Below are 18,805 nucleotides of genomic sequence, written 5' to 3'. Positions count from 1 at the left end.
ACGAACCCCGCGTGTGATGCTCGGTACCGGAGGGGGAGGGGAGATGGACTCGTTCGGGGTGCGGTTGCGCCGTCTTCGGCGCGCCGCGGGGCTGACCCAGGAGGCGCTCGCCGAGAAATCGGGGCTCAGCGGGCAGGCCGTCGGCGCGCTCGAACGCGGGGACCGGCGGTACCCGCACCGCGAGACGCTCGCCCGGCTCGCCGACGCCCTCGACCTCGACGGCGACGACCGGGAGGACTTCGCCGCGGCCGCCGCACGGCCCGGGACGCCGAAGCCGGAACCGGGGACCGTGCCGCGGGAGCTGCCCGGCGGGATCGCCGCGTTCACCGGGCGCGAAGCCGAGATCGAGCGCGTGCTGGCCTGCTTCGGCGAGGCGCGGGAAGGCGTCGTGGTCGCCGTCGCCGGGATGGCCGGCATCGGGAAGACGGCGCTCGCCGTGCACGCCGGGCACCGGCTCGCGCGGCAATTTCCCGACGGCTCCCTGCACCTCGACCTGCGCGGGCACGCGGCCGACCCGCCGGATCCCCTCGACCTGCTCGACCGGCTGATCCGGGAGCTCGGCGGCGAGCCGCCGACGCCGCTTTCGCTCGACACCGCGTCGGCGCGGCTGCGGTCGCTGCTCGCCGCGAAACGCGTGCTGCTCCTGCTCGACAACGCCCGCGACGCCGCGCACGTCGCCCCGCTGCTGCCCGGGGGCGGCGGCTCGGGGGCGATCGTCACCAGCCGCGCCGCGCTGCCCGACCTGCCGCAGGCGCACCAGGTCCTGCTCGACGTGCTGCCGGAGGCCGACGCGCTGCGGCTGCTGGCCGCGGAGATCGGCGCCGAGCGGGTCGCCGCCGAACCCGCGGCGGCGCGGGCGGTCGCCCGGCTGTGCGGGTACCTGCCGCTCGCGCTGCACCTGGCCGGCGCGCGGCTGGCGACCCGCCCGAACTGGCCGGTCGCCCACCTCGCGCACCGGCTCGACGACGAGCGCCGCCGCCTCGACGAAACCGGGGTCCGGACGAGCTTCGAGCTCGCGTTCGGCCGGCTGGAAGCCGGTGACCCGGCCGCCGCCCGCGCGTACCCGCTGCTGTCGCTGCTCGACGTCCCGGAGCTGTCGGTGGCCGTCGCGAGCCGGCTGCTCGACGCGCCCGAACGCGAGACCGGGGAACTGCTGGAACGCCTCACCGACGAGCACCTGCTGACCACGCCCGCGCCCGGCTGGTACCGGCTGCACGACCTGCTCCGGCTCTACGCCCGCGAACACGCCGAGCGGCTGACCACGGCCGAGCGGGCCGGCGCGATCACCCGGGTCGTCGAGCTGTGCGCGGCGATGGCCTGGCGGAGCATGGCGCTGGTCTCGGCGGCCTCGCAGCGACATGACTGGGCCGCGGGCCGCTGGTCGGTCGAGCCGGCGCCGGCGTCCACGGAAGAGGTGTTCGGCTGGCTCGACGCCCACCAGCCGCACCTGGTCACCGTCGTGCGGCAGGCCGCCGCGACGCCGGGGGTGCCCGCCGAGTCGATCGCCGCGATCGGGCTCGGCCTGTTCGAGTACCACCGGGCGCGGGCGCGGTGGCGCGACACCGTCCGCGTCGACGAGCTGGCCCTGGAGCTGGTCGACGGCGTCGACCGGGTGGCCGCCGCGACGCTGCGCAACGACCTCGGCGTCGCCGAGGCCGAGCTGGTCCACGGCGGTGAGGCGCCGGACTTCCGGCGGTCCCACGCGCACATGCGCCGCAGCCTCGCGGACTGGGAGGCGATCGGGGACCCGCGCCAGCTCGCGAGCAGCCTCAACAACCTCTGCTTCGTGTTCGGCCTCGGCGACGACCTGGACTCGGCCATCGAGTTCGGGGAGCGCGGCCTGAAGCTCAACCGGTCGCTGGGCCTGCGGCACATCGAGACGCTGAACCTGGTCAACCTCGGCATCCTGTACGGGCGCCGGGGCGACCGGGAGCGCGAGCTGGTCTACGCGACCGACGCGGTGGCCGTCGCCGGCGACACCGGTGACGTGCGGGGCATGGCCTACGGCTGCATGCGGGCCGGCATCGTGCACCGCGAGGCGGGCCGGCCCGCCGAAGCCCTCGGGGAACTCCGCCGCAGCGCCGGGCTCTGGCGCGTCGCGGGTGTCCGGCTGTACGAGGCGATGGCGCTCGCCGAGCTGGGCCGCGCGCACCTGGAGGCGGGGGACCGCGAGCAGGCGCGGGAAGTGCTCACGGAGGCGCTGGCGATGATGCGGGAGTACGGGGGCGAGGAGCGCGCCGCAGCGGTCCGAGCGGACCTGGAACGGTTGTAGCGCCGGGGCCGGCGACGAGCACGGGGGTCAGGAACGGCCGCGGCCGGTGCAGGACGTGGCAGATGACGACGTCCGTGCCCTCAATGGCGCAGGCCAGCCGGACGGTGTCGCGGACGCGCTGCACGGAGAGCAGCCGCGTCTCCCGGGGTGCGGTGGCGCCCGCGGTCCCCGGGACACCGGCGAGCGCGGTCGCCGCGAGCAGCGCGGCCGAAAAGAGCCTCCAGGCGGTCGTCACCGATGCCTTCCTCGTCCGGGACTGCGGTACCGCCGATCTTCGCGGCGGGCCGCCGGACGTGACAGAGACAACCTCTACGAATCACCTCTACAACTGTGGTTTTCCCGCCGAAGCCGCCCGCGCGGGCCTCGCTGGGAGCGGCCGGGTGCCTGCGATCATCCACAGTGGAGCTTCGAACTGTCCACAATGGACTTCGGTGCGCGCGCGCGACAACGGCCGCGAGGCGTCCGGGAGGACGTCGTCGCGGCGTTCAGCCGAACGGGTCAATCGGGCCGGAAGGCCTGTGGGGGAACGGAAAGGTTCGCGAGCACCGCCTCGACTGCGCATCCGGGTCCGGGCGCGGCTGGTTGCTCAACCGTTGCCGCTCAGCTTAGTGCACCTGCACTATGCTGGACCATCCGGCGCTGGGCCGGGCCCGGCGCGCGGGGCGCCGGCAACCGGAGAAACGGGTGGCGGATGGGTGGGGCAATGGTCGAAGGCGTGCGCCCGGGTGCGGGGGCGGACGCTTCGGGCGTGGGCGAGGCGGGCGAGCAGGAGCTGCGCCGGCTGCTGGCCGGCCTGACCGCGGTCCGCGACGGCGACTTCGGCATCCGGCTTCCCGGCGAGACCGACGGCCTGCTCGGCGAGATCGCCACGGTCTTCAACGGCATGGCCGACCAGCTGTCCCTGTTCACCTCCGAGGTCACCCGCGTCGCGCGGGAGGTCGGCAGCGAGGGCCAGCTCGGCGGCCAGGCGAAGGTGCCCGGCGTGTCCGGCACCTGGAAGGACCTCACCGACTCGGTCAACGCCATGGCCGGCAACCTCACCACCCAGGTCCGCGACATCGCCCAGGTCGCGACCGCCGTCGCCAAGGGCGACCTGTCGCAGAAGATCGACGTCGACGCGCGCGGCGAGATCCTGGAGCTGAAGGACACCGTCAACACGATGGTGGACCAGCTGTCGTCGTTCGCGGACGAGGTCACACGCGTGGCGCGCGAGGTCGGCAGCGAAGGCCGCCTCGGCGGCCAGGCGCAGGTCCCCGGCGTCGGCGGCGTCTGGCGTGACCTCACCGACTCGGTGAACTTCATGGCCGGGAACCTGACCGACCAGGTCCGCAACGTCGCCCAGGTGACGACGGCGGTCGCCAAGGGCGACCTGTCGCAGAAGATCACGGTCGACGCCCGGGGCGAGATCCTCGAGCTCAAGAGCACGATCAACACGATGGTCGACCAGCTGTCCTCGTTCGCGGACGAGGTCACGCGCGTCGCGCGCGAGGTCGGCACGGAAGGCCGCCTCGGCGGTCAGGCGGACGTCAAGGGCGTCTCCGGCACCTGGCGCGACCTCACCGACTCGGTGAACTTCATGGCGGGCAACCTGACCGACCAGGTCCGCAACATCGCCCAGGTCGCGACGGCGGTCGCGAAGGGCGACCTGTCGCAGAAGATCCGGGTCGACGCCCGCGGCGAGGTCCTGGAGCTGAAGGACACCATCAACACGATGGTGGATCAGCTGTCCGCGTTCGCGGACGAGGTCACGAGAGTGGCCCGCGAAGTGGGTACCGAGGGCAGGCTGGGGGGCCAGGCGGACGTCAAGGGCGTCTCCGGCACCTGGAAGGACCTCACCGAGTCGGTCAACGTCATGGGCGACAACCTGACCGCGCAGGTCCGCTCGATCGCCCAGGTCACCACCGCGGTCGCCCGCGGTGACCTGTCCCAGAAGATCCGGGTCGACGCCCGCGGTGAGATCCTCGAGCTGAAGGACACCATCAACACGATGGTGGACCAGCTGTCCGCGTTCGCGGACGAGGTCACGCGGGTCGCGCGCGAGGTCGGCACCGAGGGCAACCTCGGCGGCCAGGCCACGGTCCGCGGCGTCTCGGGGACCTGGAAGAACCTCACCGACAACGTCAACGTGATGGCGTCCAACCTGACCGGCCAGGTCCGCTCGATCGCCCAGGTCGCGACTGCGGTCGCCCGTGGTGACCTGTCCCGCAAGATCACCGTCGAGGCCAAGGGCGAGGTCGCGGCGCTCGCCGACGTCATCAACACGATGGTCGACACGCTGTCCGCGTTCGCGGACGAGGTCACCCGCGTCGCCCGCGAAGTGGGTACCGAGGGGATGCTCGGCGGCCAGGCGCGCGTGCCGAACGTCGCGGGCACCTGGAAGGACCTCACCGACAACGTCAACTCGATGGCGAACAACCTCACCGGGCAGGTCCGCAACATCGCCCAGGTGACCACCGCCGTCGCGCAGGGCGACCTGACCCGCAAGATCGACGTCGACGCCCGCGGCGAGATCCTCGAGCTCAAGACCACGATCAACACGATGGTCGACCAGCTCTCGGCGTTCGCCGCGGAGGTCACGCGCGTCGCGCGCGAGGTCGGCAGTGAAGGCCGCCTCGGCGGGCAGGCCGAGGTCGAGGGCGTGTCCGGCACCTGGAAGCGGCTGACCGAGAACGTCAACGAGCTGGCCGGGAACCTCACCCGCCAGGTCCGCGCGATCGCCGAGGTGACCAGCGCGGTCGCCGAGGGCGACCTGACCCGCTCGATCACCGTCGACGCCTCCGGCGAGGTCGCCGAACTGAAGGACAACATCAACTCGATGGTGGAGTCGCTGCGCGAGACGACGCGGGCGAACCAGGAGCAGGACTGGCTCAAGTCCAACCTGGCCACGATCACCGGGCTGATGCAGGGCCGCCGCGACCTCGCCGTCGTCGCGGCCGCGGTGATGGACGAGCTGGTCCCGCTGGTCAACGCCCAGTACGGCGCGTTCTACCTGGCCGACGACACGGCCGAGATCCCGGAGCTGCGGCTCGTGGGCGCGTACGGCCACCCGGACGACAACGCGGGCCCGGTGGTGCGGTTCCGGGTCGGCCAGTCGCTGGTCGGGCAGGCCGCGCGCAGCCGCCGCCCGATCGCGGTCGACGACGTCCCGCCCGGTTACGCCACCATCTCGTCGGGTCTCGGCCGCACCGCGCCGGCCAGCCTGATCGTGCTGCCGATCGTGGTCGAGGACCAGGTGCTCGGCGTCCTCGAACTGGCCTCGATGCACGGCTTCACCGCGGTGCACCGGGCGTTCCTCGAACTGCTCATGGAGCAGATCGGCGTCAACGTCAACAGCATCGTCGCCAACGCCCGGACCGACGAGCTGCTCGGCGAGTCCCAGCGGCTGACCGCGGAGCTGCAGGCGCGGTCGGAGGAGCTGCAGGCCCGGCAGGAAGAGCTCCAGTCGTCCAACGCCGAGCTGGAGGAGAAGGCGGCGCTGCTCGTCACGCAGAACCGCGACATCGAGACGAAGAACCTGGAGATCGAGCAGGCCCGCCAGGAGCTGGAGGCCCGTGCCCAGCAGCTGACGCTGGCGTCGAAGTACAAGTCGGAGTTCCTGGCCAACATGAGCCATGAGCTGCGCACCCCGCTCAACAGCCTGCTCATCCTCGCCCAGCTGCTCGCGCAGAACCCGACCCGCAACCTCACCGCGAAGCAGGTCGAGTACGCCGGCATCATCCACTCCGCCGGCTCGGACCTGCTGCAGCTGATCAACGACATCCTCGACCTGTCCAAGGTCGAGGCCGGGAAGATGGACGTCAGCCCGGAACAAGTGTCACTGCGCGGGCTGCTGGACTACGTCGAGGCGACGTTCCGGCCGATGACCTCGCAGCGCAACCTGGACTTCCGGATCACCGTCGCGCCCGGCTCGCCCGCCGAACTGCTGACCGACGACTCGCGCCTGCGGCAGGTGCTGCGCAACCTGCTGTCGAACGCGGTGAAGTTCACCGAGGTCGGCGTGATCGAGCTGCACATCGAGCCGGTGGAGCCCGACCGGCTGCCGCGGCCGCTGCGCGCGCACGGGCCCGCGGTCGCCTTCCGCGTCGCCGACTCCGGGATCGGGATCGCCGAGCACCAGCTGGAGTCGATCTTCGGCGCGTTCCAGCAGGCGGACGGCACGACCAGCCGCAAGTACGGCGGCACCGGGCTGGGCCTGTCGATCAGCCGCGAGATCGCCCAGCTGCTGGGCGGGTTCATCACGGCGGAGAGCACGCCCGGCGAGGGCAGCACGTTCACCTTCTCGCTGCCCGTCGCGCGGCCGGACTTCGAGACGCGCCCCGCGTCCGACGAAGGCCGCACGGCCATCACGACCGGCGACGCCGGAGCCGGGCTCGTGGAGCCGGCCGCCCGCACCCACCGGCGGCTGCTGGTGGTCGAGGACCGCCAGCACGGCCTGCTGACGCTCGTCGCCGAGAGCGCCGCCGCGGACCTGGCCGACAGCCGGGACATCGGCATCTCGCCCGCGGAGGTCGAGGTCGTCACCGCCGTCGGCACCCAGGAGGCCGCGGCCGCGCTGGCCACCGACGCCTACCACTGCGTCGTGCTGGACCTGGACCTGCCGGAGCGGGCCGCGTTCGGCTTCCTCGACGCGATGCAGGGGGACGCCGCGCTGCGGCTGGTCCCGGTGCTGGCGCACAACAGCCGCCGCCTCGACGTCGAGCTGGAACAGCTGCTGCAGTCCCGCGCGGACGTCCAGTCGCTGGAGGTGCTCTCCGGTCTCGACGAACTGCGTGAGCGGATCGCGCTGCACCTGTCGGCGGAGAAGCCCGGCGCGGTGCTGCCGCTGGTCCGCGCGGACGAGCCGGCCGCGCCGGTGAAGGCGCGCGAGGTGGACACCACGCTGGCCGGGCGGACGGTGCTGATCGTCGACGACGACCCGCGCAACGTCTACGCGCTGACCGGGATCCTGGAGCTGCACGGGATGCAGGTGCTGCACGCCGAGGACGGCCGCAAGGGCGTCGAGACGGTCGCGGCGCACGCCGGCATCGACCTGATCCTGATGGACGTGATGATGCCGGAGATGGACGGCTACACCGCGACCGCGAAGATCCGCGCGATGCCGGAGCACGCCACGATCCCGATCGTGGCCGTGACGGCGAAGGCGATGCCCGGCGACCGCGAGAAGAGCCTCGCGTCGGGCGCCACCGACTACGTGACCAAACCCGTGGACGCGGACGACCTGGTCGCCCGCATCAAACGGCACCTGACGGCCTGATCGGGGACCCCGCTTGCCTTCCGAAGAACCGGGCGTGCCCGTGCTGGCGCCGCCCGCCGAGGTGTCGGCGAACCTCGCCCGGCTCGCCGACACCGTCGCCCGCCTGCGCAGCGAGGTCGACCACGCGCACGCCGTCGCCGACGGCCGCGCGCTGATCGAGCTCGCCAAGGGCGTGCTGATGGAACGCCTGCACTGCACGCCTTCCGACGCCGCGAAGCAGCTGGAATCCCTGGCCGAGCGGGCCGGGGTGACGCCGCTGGAGTTCGCCGCCGAGGTCGTCGGCGAGGCCGCCGAAGACCGCATCACCGACGTGGCGCAGGAATTTCTCGCCCGTACGGAAGAGGATTCCGTCGCGGTTCGCCTGCGCACCGCGGAAAGCGGCGTGCTGGCGGCGGGGGACACCCAGCGCGTCGCGGAGTCGATCCTGGAACACGCGCTGCGCCCGCTCGGCGCCACCGCCGTCGCGGTCTGGCTCGCCGGGCCGGACGGCTCGCTGACCCTCGCCGGTTCGGCCGGGTTCTCGGCCGAGGAAGCCGCCCGCTGGCGGTACGTCCCGCCCGGCGTCGCGACGCCGGCGCGCAGCGCGCTGATCGAGCGCGACACGGAGTGGTTCACGACGCTCGCGGCGTCCGGGCTGCCGTCGATCGGGCAGCACACCCTCGCCGGCGGCGGCCGGGTCGCGGTGCCCACCGGCACCGGCGGGCGGATCATCGGCGTCGTCGAGATGTGCTGGCCGGAGCCGCTGCCCGCCGAGCCCGGGCGCGAACGGCGTCAGCTGGAAGCCCTCGCCGAGCTCTGCGCGCACACCCTCGACACCTGGGACGGCGTGGTCGCGCCGCTGGCTCCCGGCGGCGCCGGGGACTTCCTGGGCGAGCTGGTGGACTTCGTCGACGGCCTGCACGACCCGGCCGTGCTGCTCTCGCCGTGCCTCGACGGCGGCGACCGGCTCAGCGACTTCCGCATCCACCACGCGAACGTCCGGTTCACCGACCCGGGCGGGCGGCCCCGCAGCCTGCTCGTCGGGTCCCGGCTGCTGGAGGCGTACCCGCTCGCCGCCGAGGAAAGCGGGCTGCTGGACAAGATCCAGCGCGTGTACACCACCGGTGAGCCGTTCCGCGCCGACAACATGGCCGTCACGACGCTGGTCGACCAGGTGCCGCTCACGGTGCTGACCGACGTCAGCATCACCCGCTTCGCCGGCAACGTGCTGCTCATCCTGCGCATCCAGGACGACGCCGCGAAGCTCGCGGTGCTGCTGCAGCACGCCCAGCGGCTCGGCCGCATCGGCGGCTTCGAAGAGAACGTCGTCACCGGCGCGATCACCTGGAACACCGAGCTGTTCGCGCTCTACGGCCTGCCGCCCCACGCCGCGCCGCTGTCGCTGCACCAGCTGACCACGCACGCACACGCCGACGACGCCCCGGCGATCGGCCGGTTCCTGCGCACGGTGCTGCACCACAAGCGCCCGGGGTCGACGGCGTTCCGGCTGCAGCGCTCCGACGGCGTCGCCCGCTACATCCGGGTGGTGGCCGAACCGGTGGTCGACGGCCGCGGCGAGCTGGTCGCCGTGCGCGGCGCCTACCAGGACGTCTCCTCGCAGCACTGGACCGAGGTCGCGCTGGCCGCGACCCGCGACAGGCTGGCCGAGACCGAGCAGGAGGCGATCGAGCGCAACCGGCTCACCCTGCAGCTGCAGCACGCGATCATGCCGCCGGCCAAGGGCCCGCTCGACATGCTGGGCCTGCGGGCCGCCGTCCGCTACCGGCCCGCGGAGAAGGAGCACCTGGTCGGCGGCGACTGGTACGACGCCGTCGCGCTGCCGACCGGCGAGATCCTGCTGTGCGTGGGCGATGTCGCCGGGCACGGCATCGACGCGGCCACCGGCATGGTGAGCCTGCGCAACGCCCTGCGCGGCCTCGCGGCCACCGGCGCCGGGCCGGCGCAGCTGCTGACCTGGCTCAACCTGGTGGCCTACCACCTCACCGACCACGTCACGGCGACCGCGGTCGCGGCCGTGTTCGACCCGGCGACCCGGAAGCTGCGCTGGGCGCGGGCCGGGCACCTGCCGCCGATCGTCCGGCACCGCGACGGCTCGGCGACGACGTTGCCGCTGATCCGCGGCTCGCTGCTCGGCGCGGTCCGCGACGTCGTCTACCAGGAGGAGACCGTCCAGCTCGCCGACGGCGACATCCTGCTGATCTACACCGACGGCCTGATCGAGCGCCGCGACGCACCCGTGCAGGAGTCGGTGGCGCGGCTGGTCACGCTGGTGGAGGGGCACGAAGGCGGGCTGGAGCACCAGCTCGACACGCTGCTGACCTACAGCACGGCCGACACCGACGACGACACGTGCGTGGTCGGCATCGAGGTCACCGCCTGACTCCCCGGAACACCTCGGCGAGGATTTCGGCGCCGTCGACCACTCTCGGCCCGGGGCGGTTGAAGTAGGCAGGCCCGTCGAGGACGTGGACCCGGCCGTTGCGGACGGCGGGCAGCCCGGCCCAGCCCGGCCGTTTCGCCAGCGCCGGGAGTTCCGCGCGGGTGCGTTCCGGCGGGAAGCCGCAGGGGAGCAGGAGCAGCACGTCGGGCTGGGCGTCGACGACGGCGTCCCACTCGATCGGCCGGGTGTGCTCCCCGGCCTTCGCCAGCAGCGGCTCGCCTCCGGCGAGGGCGATCTGCTCGGGCACCCAGTGCCCGGCGGGCCAGATCGGATCGAGCCATTCCAAGGCGACGACACGGGGTGCTTCGGAGACTGGCTGGACGGCGTCCAGGCGCTTGCGCAGCTTCGCGATCTCGGCCTCGGCCCGCTCCGGGACATCGAGGACGTCGCCGACCCGGCGGAGGCAGTCGAGGACACCGTCGATCGTCGCGGGCTCGAGGCTGACGACCAGCGGCCCGGTGTCCAGCGTCCGCACCGCCTCGGACACCCGCTGGTAGGAGACCGCGCAGACGTCGCAGAGGTCCTGGGTGAGGACGACGTCGGGGCGCGCCGCGGCCAGCTGCGTACTGTCGAGGGTGTAGAGCGCGGACCCACTGTGCCGCGCGCCGCCGACGGCTTCGGAGATCTCCCTGCTGGACAGCGCGTCCGGGTCGAACTCCGCCCGCGTCACCACGGGGATGTGCTCGACCTCGCCCTGCGGCCAGTCGCATTCGTGGGTCCGGCCGACGAGGTCGGGCAGCAGGCCGAGTGTCGCGACGATGTCGGTCGCGGCGGGCAGCAGCGAGACGATCCGCATCAGGGGTTCACGGCCAGGACCAGGAAGCCGGCCAGCAGGACCAGGTGGACGCCGCCCTGGAGGCGGGTCGCGCGGCCCGGGACCACCGTCAGGACGCTGACCACCACGGTCAGCGCGAGCAGCACGATCTGCGTCGAGCCCAGGCCGAGCAGCAGCTGGCCCGGCAGCCAGATCGACGCGAGGGCGATCGCCGGGATCGTCAGGCCGATGCTCGCGATCGCCGAGCCGTAGGCCAGGTTGAGGCTGATCTGCATCCGGTCGCGCCGGGCCGCGCGGGTCGCGGCGAGGGTCTCCGGGAGCAGCACCAGCAACGCGATCACGACGCCGACGAACGACTGCGGGAACCCGGCGGCGCTGACCCCGGCCTCGATCGCCGGGGACTCCACCTTGGCCAGGCCGACCACCGCGACCAGCGCCACCAGCAGCAGCGCGAGACTGCCGAGCGCGGCCTTGTTCGTCGGCGGCTCGGCGTGGTCGTCCTCCTTGACTTCGCCGTCGGCGGCCACCGGGAGGAAGAAGTCGCGGTGGCGGACGGTCTGGTTCAGCACGAACATCCCGTAGAGCACCAGCGACGCGAGCGCGGCGAAGGTCAGCTGGGCCGGGGAGAACGCCGGGCCGGGCGTGCTGGAGGTGAACGACGGCAGCACCAGGCTCAGCGTGGCCAGGGTCGCGACCGTGGCCATCGCCGCGCCGCTGCCCTCCGGGTTGAACAGCGTCGAGCCGTAGCGCCGCGCGCCGACGAGCAGTGAGATGCCGACGATGCCGTTGGTCGTGATCATCACCGCGGCGAACACGGTGTCGCGCGCCAGCGACGTCGCTTCCGGGCCGCCGGAGACCATCATCGTGACGATCAGCGCGACCTCGATGACCGTCACGGCGACCGCGAGCACCAGCGACCCGAACGGTTCACCCACCCGGTGGGCGACGACCTCCGCGTGGTGCACCGCCGAGAGCACGGTCGCCCCGAGCGCGATCGCGACGACGGCCACGAAAACCGGCCCGAGGTCGCGGCCCCAGGCCACCGCCAGCACGACCACCCCCAGCACCGGGGTGACGGAGGTCCAGGACGTCAGGAAGGATCTCAGGGCGGCCATGCCTCCACCCTGTCACACCGCCGGTCACTTTGCGTGGTCGTAAGGCGATTCTCACATTTCCGGCGGGGCCGTCGAAACGGTCCCTTGTGGACGGTCAGCGCAGCTCGGCGAGCGGGCTGGTGTCGCACGCCCGGTCGGGGACGCGCACCGCCGGCAGGCCCAGCAGGACACTCGTGCGCCTCCCGGTGCGGGAGTGGTCCTGGCTCGCCTTCGGCAGCCCGACTGTGTCGCGTGTGGACAGTGCGTGCTCGCCGTGGCCCTTGACGCACTCGGGGTCCGGGCCGTCCAGGGGCAGGCCGGTGAAGAACTTCGCCGCCATGCAGCCGCCCTGGCAGCTGTCGTAGGCCGCGCACGACGAGCACGCGCCGCCGGTCTGCGGCCGGCGCAGGTCGGCGAACAACGCCGAGTCGCGCCACACCGGGCCGAAGCCGGCACCGCGGACGTTGCCCGCCTTGAACGCGTCGTGGATGGCGAACGGGCAGGCGTAGACGTCGCCGACCGGGTCGATCAGGCAGACCACCCGGCCCGCGCCGCACAGGTTCAGCCCGGGCAGGGGCGTCGAGCCGAGCGCGTTGAGGTGGAAGAACGAGTCGCCTGTCAGCACACCTTCGCCGTGGGCCACCAGCCAGTCGTACAGCTCGAACTGCTGCTCCGCGGTCGGGTGCAGGTCGTCCCAGACGTCGGCGCCGCGGCCGGACGGGCGCAGCCGGGTGATCCGCAGCTGCGCGCCGAAGCCGTCGGCGATGCGCTTGAACCCGTCGAGCTGCGAGACGTTGTGCCGGGTCATCACGACGGAGATCTTGAAGTCCTTCATCCCGGCGTCGGCGAGGTTCTTCAGGGCCCGCATCGCCAGGTCGTAGGAGCCCGGGCCGCGCACGGCGTCGTTGACCTCGCGGGTGGCGCCGTCGAGCGAGATCTGGACGTCGACGTAGTCCGTGCTCGCCAGCTGCTTCGCGCGCTCCGGGGTGATCTTGACGCCGTTGGTGGAGAACTTGATCCCCACGTGGTGGGCGATCGCGTAGTCGAGGAGCTCCCAGAAGTCGCTCCGGACGGTCGGCTCGCCGCCGCCGACGTTGACGTAGAAGACCTGCATGCGCTCCAGCTCGTCGATCACCGCCTTGATCTCGGCGGTCGACAGCTCGCGCGGGTCGCGCCGGCCCGAGGACGACAGGCAGTGCTCGCACGCCAGGTTGCAGGCGTAGGTCCACTCCCAGGTCAGGCAGATCGGCGCGGTGAGGCCGTACTTGAACTGGTCGACCAGAGCGGGAACGCTCACGGGTCCTCCACGATCATGTCGGTGGCGACGAGGGATTCCAGTGCTTTCAGGAAGCTCGCGCGGCGGGTCTCCCCGAGCTCGGCCGCGTCGAGCGCGTCGCGCAGGCTGGCGTGGGTCGCCAGCTCGCGGACGAACGCCACGAGGTCCGGGGACTTGAGGAACGACAGCTTGCGGTTCCCGAAGTGGTAGGCGAGCGCCCCGAACGGTTCGGGGCGCAGCGCCACCTGCGGGTTGAGCCGGTACGCGGCGTCGAGGTTCACCTGGGTGTCCTCTGTGGACGTCTCAGTAGACACCGCACATACCGTCGATCGACACTTCTTCGACGAGCAGCTCCTCGACCGGAGCTTCCTCGATTTCCGGGGTTTGTTCGGCCATGCTGTCCTCCTCGGGTGGGCCTGCTCCGACGCTAACCGCCACGGTGGCCGCGGCCACCGTGCGGCCGGGTGCTGTGATCCCGGCCGGTCGGGCAGGTGTGGTGACAGGTCTTTCGCGGTAGCGGCTCACTGGGCGTGGACGATGACGCCGCGGATGTTCTTGCCGTCGCGCAGGTCCTGGTAGCCCTCGTTGACCTGGTCGAGGGTGTACTTGCGGGTCACGAGCTCGTCGAGCTTGAGCTGGCCGGCGTCGTAGAGCCGCAGCAGCCGGACGATGTCGTACTGCGGGTTCGCCGAGCCGAACAGCGTGCCCTTGATCGTCTTCTCGAACAGCGTCATCACGCCGCCGGAGACGTGCACGGTGAGTTTCTCGGGGTTGGCGAGCCCGGTGATGACGACGGTGCCGCCCTTGCCGACGACGTCGAACGCCTGGCTGACGACGTCCTCTTCGACGGTGCCGACGGTGATCAGCGCCTGGTCGGCCAGCTGGCCCCAGGTGAGTTCGTTGACCTTCTCCGCGGCCTCGGCGGCGGTGGCGAACGCGTGGGTCGCGCCGAACTTGAGCGCGGCCTCGCGCTTGAACTCGACGGGGTCGACGGCGACGACGTACTTCGCGCCGGCGTGCGCGGCGCCCTGCACGGCGTTGATGCCGATGCCGCCGATGCCGTAGACGACGGTGGTGTCGCCGGCCCGGACGCCGCCGGCGTAGTTGGCGGTGGCCCACCCGGTCGGGACGCCGCAGCCGACGAGCACGGCGGTCTCCAGCGGCAGCCAGTCGTCGACCTTGACGACCGAGTGCTGCGAGATGGTGGCGCGCTCGGAGAACGTGCCGAGCATGCACATCGCGCCGAAGTCCTGGCCGCCGCCGTGGAAGCGGAAGGTGCCGTCGGGCATGTGGCCGTCGAGGATGGTGGCGCCCATGTCGCACAGGTTCTGCCGGCCGGTGGAGCAGTAGCGGCAGGTGCCGCAGTTCGGGATGAAGCTGCACACGACGTGGTCGCCGGGTGCCACCTTGGTGACGCCGGGGCCGACGTCCTCGATGATCCCGGCGCCCTCGTGCCCGCCGATGATCGGGAACCGCGGCACGAGGTCGTTGTCGATCAGGTGCAGATCCGAGTGGCACAACCCGGCGGCGGTGTACTTGATCAGCACCTCGCCCGGCCCGGGTCCGTCGAGGTCGAGTTCCATCAGCTCGAACGGCTTCCCGGCATCGAACAGTACGGCTGCCTTGGTCTTCACGGCCATCTCCTCAACGTGCGGCGGTGCACCCCTTCGCAGCCGATTGTGTGCAGCGGGGCGGGCGGTGAAGTGTCCGAATCCCGGACAGTTGCCTGTTCAGGGGCGCCGTTCGGGGGTTCAGCGGACCCGCAATGCACGCATCCGGTTGTAGAGCGTCGAGCGGCTGATGCCCAGCTGCTTCGCCGCGTGGACCTTGTTGCCGCCGCACGCCCGCAGCGTCCGGACGATCACGTCGTACTCCGCCTGTTCCCAGCCGCTCAGCGCCGCGCCCGGTGCGGTCGACACGCAGCCCGGCGCGACGTCCTCCGCGGTCAGGTCGCCCGCCGACCGGCGGTCGACGGCCGCCGACAGGACTCCGGCCAGCTCGCGCAGGTTGCCCGGCCACTGCTGGGAACCCAGCAGTTCCAGCGCACCCGGTGTCAGCCGCAACGACGCGCCGAAGTCGCGCAGCAGGGAGCGCGCGATCGACGGGATCTCGTCGCGGCGCTCCCGCAGCGGCGGCAGCTCGATGCGGCGGTGCGCGCGCGACGCCAGGGTCGCCTGCTCGCCGTGCAGCTCCGACGCCGGCCCGCTGACCAGGGCGAACCATGCGGTGGTCGTATCCAGGAGCCGGGCCAGGCGGACCGCGGCCAACGGCGGCAGCAGCTGGATGCCGTCGATCACCACCAAGCCGTCCACCCCGGCGGCGGCCTCGACCGACGCGCACCAGGACGCCGCTCCGGAGACGACGTCCGACGCGTCGAACTCGAGCACCGGCGACTCTCCCGCGACGACCCGCGCCGCCGTGCTCCGGCCCGCCCCCGGCTCGCCGCAGATGAGCACTCGACGTCGAGCGCGGCCGGCGTGGCGGAGGCGGTCCTCCACCGCCGTCGGGAACAGCTCGCGCGGGCCCGGCGGGCGGGACACCACCGGGCTCGCCGGGCGGACCGGGGCCAGCTCGAACAGCAGCCCGGCGTTCGCCGACACCGCCTCGACCCGGACCTCGACCGGCGTTCCCGAGGTCAGCCGGATCCGCCGGACGCCGCGCCGGGTGCGGCCCAGCTCCTGCAGCAGCCGGTGGTCGGCCGTGTCGACCAGCTCGGTCGCCGCGGTGTTGGCCAGCACCACGTTCTGGCCGAGCGCCAGCACCGCGCACGCCCGGTGCTGCACCGACTGGAACGCCGCCAGCAGCTGCTGTTCGGCGAGTTTCGCGCCGTCGAGCAGCCGCCGTTCGATGTCCGACACCGCGCGGCGCAGAAACGGCCCGAGCAGGGGGTTCGCGTCACCCGCCGGCCCGGTGATGTCGAGGACGCCGACCAGGCGCCGGGTCGCCGGGTGCGTCAGGGGGTGGCCGTAACAGGTGAACTGCTTCATCGCCTCGAGGAAGTGCTCACCGCCGTCGACCGCGACGCCGCGGCGGGTCTCGAACGGCGTGGCGAGGGCGTTCGTCCCGGTCCGCTCCTCCAGGAACTGGCAGCCGGGCACCGCGCTGATGTCCTCCAGGGCCAGCTCCACCGACCGTTCGGTGAACCGCCGCGCGACGATCCGGCACTCGTGGTCGGCCAGCACGACGCAGAACCGGGTGCCGGCCAGCTGCCGGGCCAGCTCGTCGAGCACCGGCGACGCGGCGCGCAGCAGCCGGCTGCGGCTGTCGACGTCGGTGACGTCGAGACGGTCGACGGCCGACCCGGGGGAGAGCCCGGACAGCTCGGCCCGCCGCCACGACTGCGCGATCTCGTTCCGCAGGTCCACTTTCGCACTCCTCGTCGAGCCGATCGGGTACCCGCTGCCCATCATCACACGGACCGCGCGCGGGGTGAACCCGAGCAAACCCTTCCCGTTCAAGGAGTTCGGCGATCATGAAACCGGACGGCCGTCTTCGCACAGGAGTAAATCGCCCGACCGGACGGAGGCCAGCGCCGCCGCCACCCGGCGGGCGAGGACCGGCTGGAGCCCGGGTGTCGCGTCGGCGAGCGGGAGGAGGCTTGCCGCGACGATCTCGTCGTCGGTGAACCTCATGCGGGCGACGTCGTCTTCGGTCACGAGGCCGCCGTCGAAGACGAAGTTGAGGCCTTCGGGCAGCCGGCCCGCCGGCTGGTGGTCGAGCACGAGCAGGCGCCCCGGTGGCCGGTCGAGCCCGAGTTCTTCGCGGAGTTCGCGCACCGCTGTGTGCCACGGCGCCTCACCCGCCTCGCCGGCGCCGCCCGGGATCTCCCAGAACGGCTGGTACGACGGCCGGACGAACAGCACCCGGTCCGCGGTGTCGCGCAGGAGCACACCGGCGGCCGTCCGCTTGCGGTCGAGGGACCGGACGTACTCGTCGAAGGGCAGCAGTTCCACCCAGGCAACCTAACCCGGTTCACCCCACTCCGGCTGCCGGACGCCGTGCAGGCAGCGGTAGGCCGCCCGGGGTGGCGACGACCAGCCCTCGAGCAGGTGCGAAGGCGGTGCGAAGACCTCGACGCCGATGGGCCGGCAGACGCCGATCGGGTCGCGGGCGTCCGGCCCCCACAGCGGGATCGACAGGTCGCCGCCCGGGCACGTCGAGAGCGCGCACAGCAGGTCGATCTCGGCGAAGAACTCGAAGTGGTCGCCCGGGCGGGCCGGGCAGGCCTTCATGAAGTAGCGGTCGTCGTCGGTGAGCCCGGTGCACTGGAAGACGTTCAGCACGTCGTGCACGTCGAACTCGGTCAGCCCGAACGGCGCCACCGCGCGGACCAGGTTCGAGTGGCAGTGGAAGTCGAAGTCCTCGCCGGTGAGCATCCGGTTCACGTACGGGTCGCAGCGGGTGCCGAGCAGGTCGTGCACCCGGCCGCCTTCGCCGTCGACGCCGTAGTTCTCGAGCGTGTCCGCGGTGATGGTGGCCAGCGGGCGCAGGAACGGCAGGGTGGACCAGAGCCGGTCGAACGTGCTGACGTGCGCGCGCTGCAGCTGCCGGGTGCGCGCGGCCCAGAAGCGCTCGCGCGGGTCGTCGGCGTTCCACAGGTTGAGGTCGCCGACCTGAGGGCCGTCGACGGTTCGCAGGCGGCACAGGTGCCCGCGCGGCACCCGCCACGCGCGTCCCGAGCGGATCGGGACCTCGAAGCTCTCGACGAGTTCCCGGCCGGTTTCGCCGGCGAGCCGCTGGTAGAAGGGCCGGTCGACGTCGAGCGCGCCGCCGGCGGTGGGCTGGTAGGCGGGTGGCGGGGAACCCATCGGCGTCTCCCTGGGTCGGCTTCGGGGTGCCCGTCCAGCATGCCTCGCTACGGACGGTGCCCGGTTCGTCGCAATCGACCACTCGTTCGGCGCCTGGGAGGAAAGCGGTCCGCCTCCTACCGTCGAGGGACCGTTCGCCGTTCTCGTCATGGAGGTGTGACCGGCGTGCTCGTCGCGCAGCAGCGCACCGGCGACCAGGGCTTGCCCGTCGCCGCGGAGCATCTTGTGGGGTTGTTGCGTTCCTGGGGCCCGGACCAGCTGCGCGGTCTGGCGTTGGCGGGGATCAGCGTCCCGAGCCGCACCGGCCCGTGTTTCGTGGACGCGCTGGTGTTCACCCGGTCCGGCGTGGTGGTGATCGCGGCGCACGAGCCGGGCGCGGTCACCGGCGCCGAACCGGGGCCGAGGGTGGGAGCGGCGGTGGCGGCGGCGAAGGTCGCCTTGGCCGCTCTCGGTGGGGGCCGGTACGTGACCGGGCTTGTCGTGGTGGTGCCGCCGGCGCGTCAGCCGGATTCGCCTTGGGGCGCAAGGGTTCCTGAGCTGATGGTGCCTGGTCGAGGATCGGTGGTGGCCGATCCGCGTCCGCCGGCGGTGCCGCCCGGGCCGGAGGCCGGTGTTTCGCCGGTCGGAATGGCTCCGGGGCTCGCTTCGGTGGGATTCGCCGAGCCTGGACCCGGACAGACGCCTCTGCCGCCTGATGCACGGTTGGCGGCGGCGGGCTTCGCCGGATCGGGACCGGCTGCTCTGCCGGCCGAGGTGCCGACGAGACTCGCACCGGCGGGTTCTGCCGGATCGGGGTCGGCCGGTTTCCCGCCTGGGCCGGCGCGGCTCGCGTCTGCAAGGCTCCCCGGGCCCGGATCGGCTCCGGGGCCGGCTGTGGTTGCGGGGT

General features: G+C 72.5%; 12 protein-coding genes. 3 read left to right on the top strand and 9 right to left on the bottom strand.

Annotated elements, in window-relative coordinates; translation table 11 throughout:
- Nucleotides 1–43: 43 nt before the first annotated feature.
- From OG494_RS14475 to OG494_RS14465, 3 genes are all read left to right on the top strand, one after another.
- Nucleotides 44–2,272 carry a helix-turn-helix domain-containing protein gene (locus tag OG494_RS14475; protein ID WP_328455862.1) on the top strand — a complete coding sequence of 743 codons (2,229 nt, stop codon included), beginning with the start codon at nucleotides 44–46 and terminating at the stop codon, nucleotides 2,270–2,272.
- 703 nt (nucleotides 2,273–2,975) lie between these two features.
- The gene (locus OG494_RS14470; protein WP_328455860.1) at nucleotides 2,976–7,526 is read left to right on the top strand and encodes a HAMP domain-containing protein; all 4,551 of its coding nucleotides are present in this window, start codon (nucleotides 2,976–2,978) and stop codon (nucleotides 7,524–7,526) included.
- Between the two features lie 13 nt (nucleotides 7,527–7,539).
- Nucleotides 7,540–9,906, top strand: a complete 2,367-nt coding sequence (locus OG494_RS14465) for a SpoIIE family protein phosphatase (RefSeq protein WP_328455858.1) — start codon at nucleotides 7,540–7,542, stop codon at nucleotides 9,904–9,906.
- Here OG494_RS14465 and OG494_RS14460 read toward each other — a convergent pair.
- From OG494_RS14460 to OG494_RS14420, 9 genes are all read right to left on the bottom strand, one after another.
- On the bottom strand, nucleotides 9,896–10,762 hold the full coding sequence (locus OG494_RS14460; RefSeq protein WP_328455856.1) for a cobalamin-binding protein: 867 nt from the start codon (nucleotides 10,760–10,762) through the stop codon (nucleotides 9,896–9,898). The two genes, OG494_RS14465 and OG494_RS14460, sit on opposite strands and share 11 nt — an antisense overlap.
- Nucleotides 10,762–11,856 carry a calcium:proton antiporter gene (locus tag OG494_RS14455; RefSeq protein ID WP_328455854.1) on the bottom strand — a complete coding sequence of 365 codons (1,095 nt, stop codon included), beginning with the start codon at nucleotides 11,854–11,856 and terminating at the stop codon, nucleotides 10,762–10,764. Before OG494_RS14455 ends, OG494_RS14460 begins: the two co-directional genes overlap by 1 nt.
- 94 nt (nucleotides 11,857–11,950) lie before the next feature.
- Nucleotides 11,951–13,132, bottom strand: coding sequence for a mycofactocin radical SAM maturase (gene mftC, locus OG494_RS14450; RefSeq protein ID WP_328455852.1), 1,182 nt, complete (start codon nucleotides 13,130–13,132; stop codon nucleotides 11,951–11,953).
- A complete protein-coding gene (gene mftB, locus OG494_RS14445; RefSeq protein WP_328455850.1) occupies nucleotides 13,129–13,425 on the bottom strand; it encodes a mycofactocin biosynthesis chaperone MftB in 297 nt (98 codons plus the stop codon). Before mftB ends, mftC begins: the two co-directional genes overlap by 4 nt.
- Complete coding sequence (gene mftA, locus OG494_RS14440; protein WP_328455848.1) at nucleotides 13,415–13,507, bottom strand: mycofactocin precursor MftA; 93 nt, start codon at nucleotides 13,505–13,507, stop codon at nucleotides 13,415–13,417. Before mftA ends, mftB begins: the two co-directional genes overlap by 11 nt.
- Before the next feature lie 125 nt (nucleotides 13,508–13,632).
- Nucleotides 13,633–14,745: an NDMA-dependent alcohol dehydrogenase gene (locus tag OG494_RS14435; RefSeq protein ID WP_328455846.1), complete on the bottom strand. Its 1,113-nt coding sequence runs from the start codon at nucleotides 14,743–14,745 to the stop codon at nucleotides 13,633–13,635.
- Nucleotides 14,746–14,862: 117 nt separating this feature from the next.
- On the bottom strand, nucleotides 14,863–16,476 hold the full coding sequence (locus OG494_RS14430; protein WP_328455844.1) for a sigma-54-dependent Fis family transcriptional regulator: 1,614 nt from the start codon (nucleotides 16,474–16,476) through the stop codon (nucleotides 14,863–14,865).
- Nucleotides 16,477–16,581: 105 nt separating this feature from the next.
- Complete coding sequence (locus OG494_RS14425) at nucleotides 16,582–17,064, bottom strand: NUDIX hydrolase (RefSeq protein WP_328455842.1); 483 nt, start codon at nucleotides 17,062–17,064, stop codon at nucleotides 16,582–16,584.
- Between the two features lie 9 nt (nucleotides 17,065–17,073).
- The gene (locus tag OG494_RS14420; protein WP_328455840.1) at nucleotides 17,074–17,919 is read right to left on the bottom strand and encodes an urea carboxylase-associated family protein; all 846 of its coding nucleotides are present in this window, start codon (nucleotides 17,917–17,919) and stop codon (nucleotides 17,074–17,076) included.
- Nucleotides 17,920–18,805 lie beyond the last annotated feature (886 nt).

Origin of the sequence: Amycolatopsis sp. NBC_00438 (genome assembly GCF_036026695.1) — a bacterium.
In the GTDB taxonomy this organism is placed as follows: domain Bacteria; phylum Actinomycetota; class Actinomycetes; order Mycobacteriales; family Pseudonocardiaceae; genus Amycolatopsis.
The sequence above is the reverse complement of the archived record's forward strand: the minus strand, read 5'-3'. Positions and strand labels throughout refer to the sequence as shown.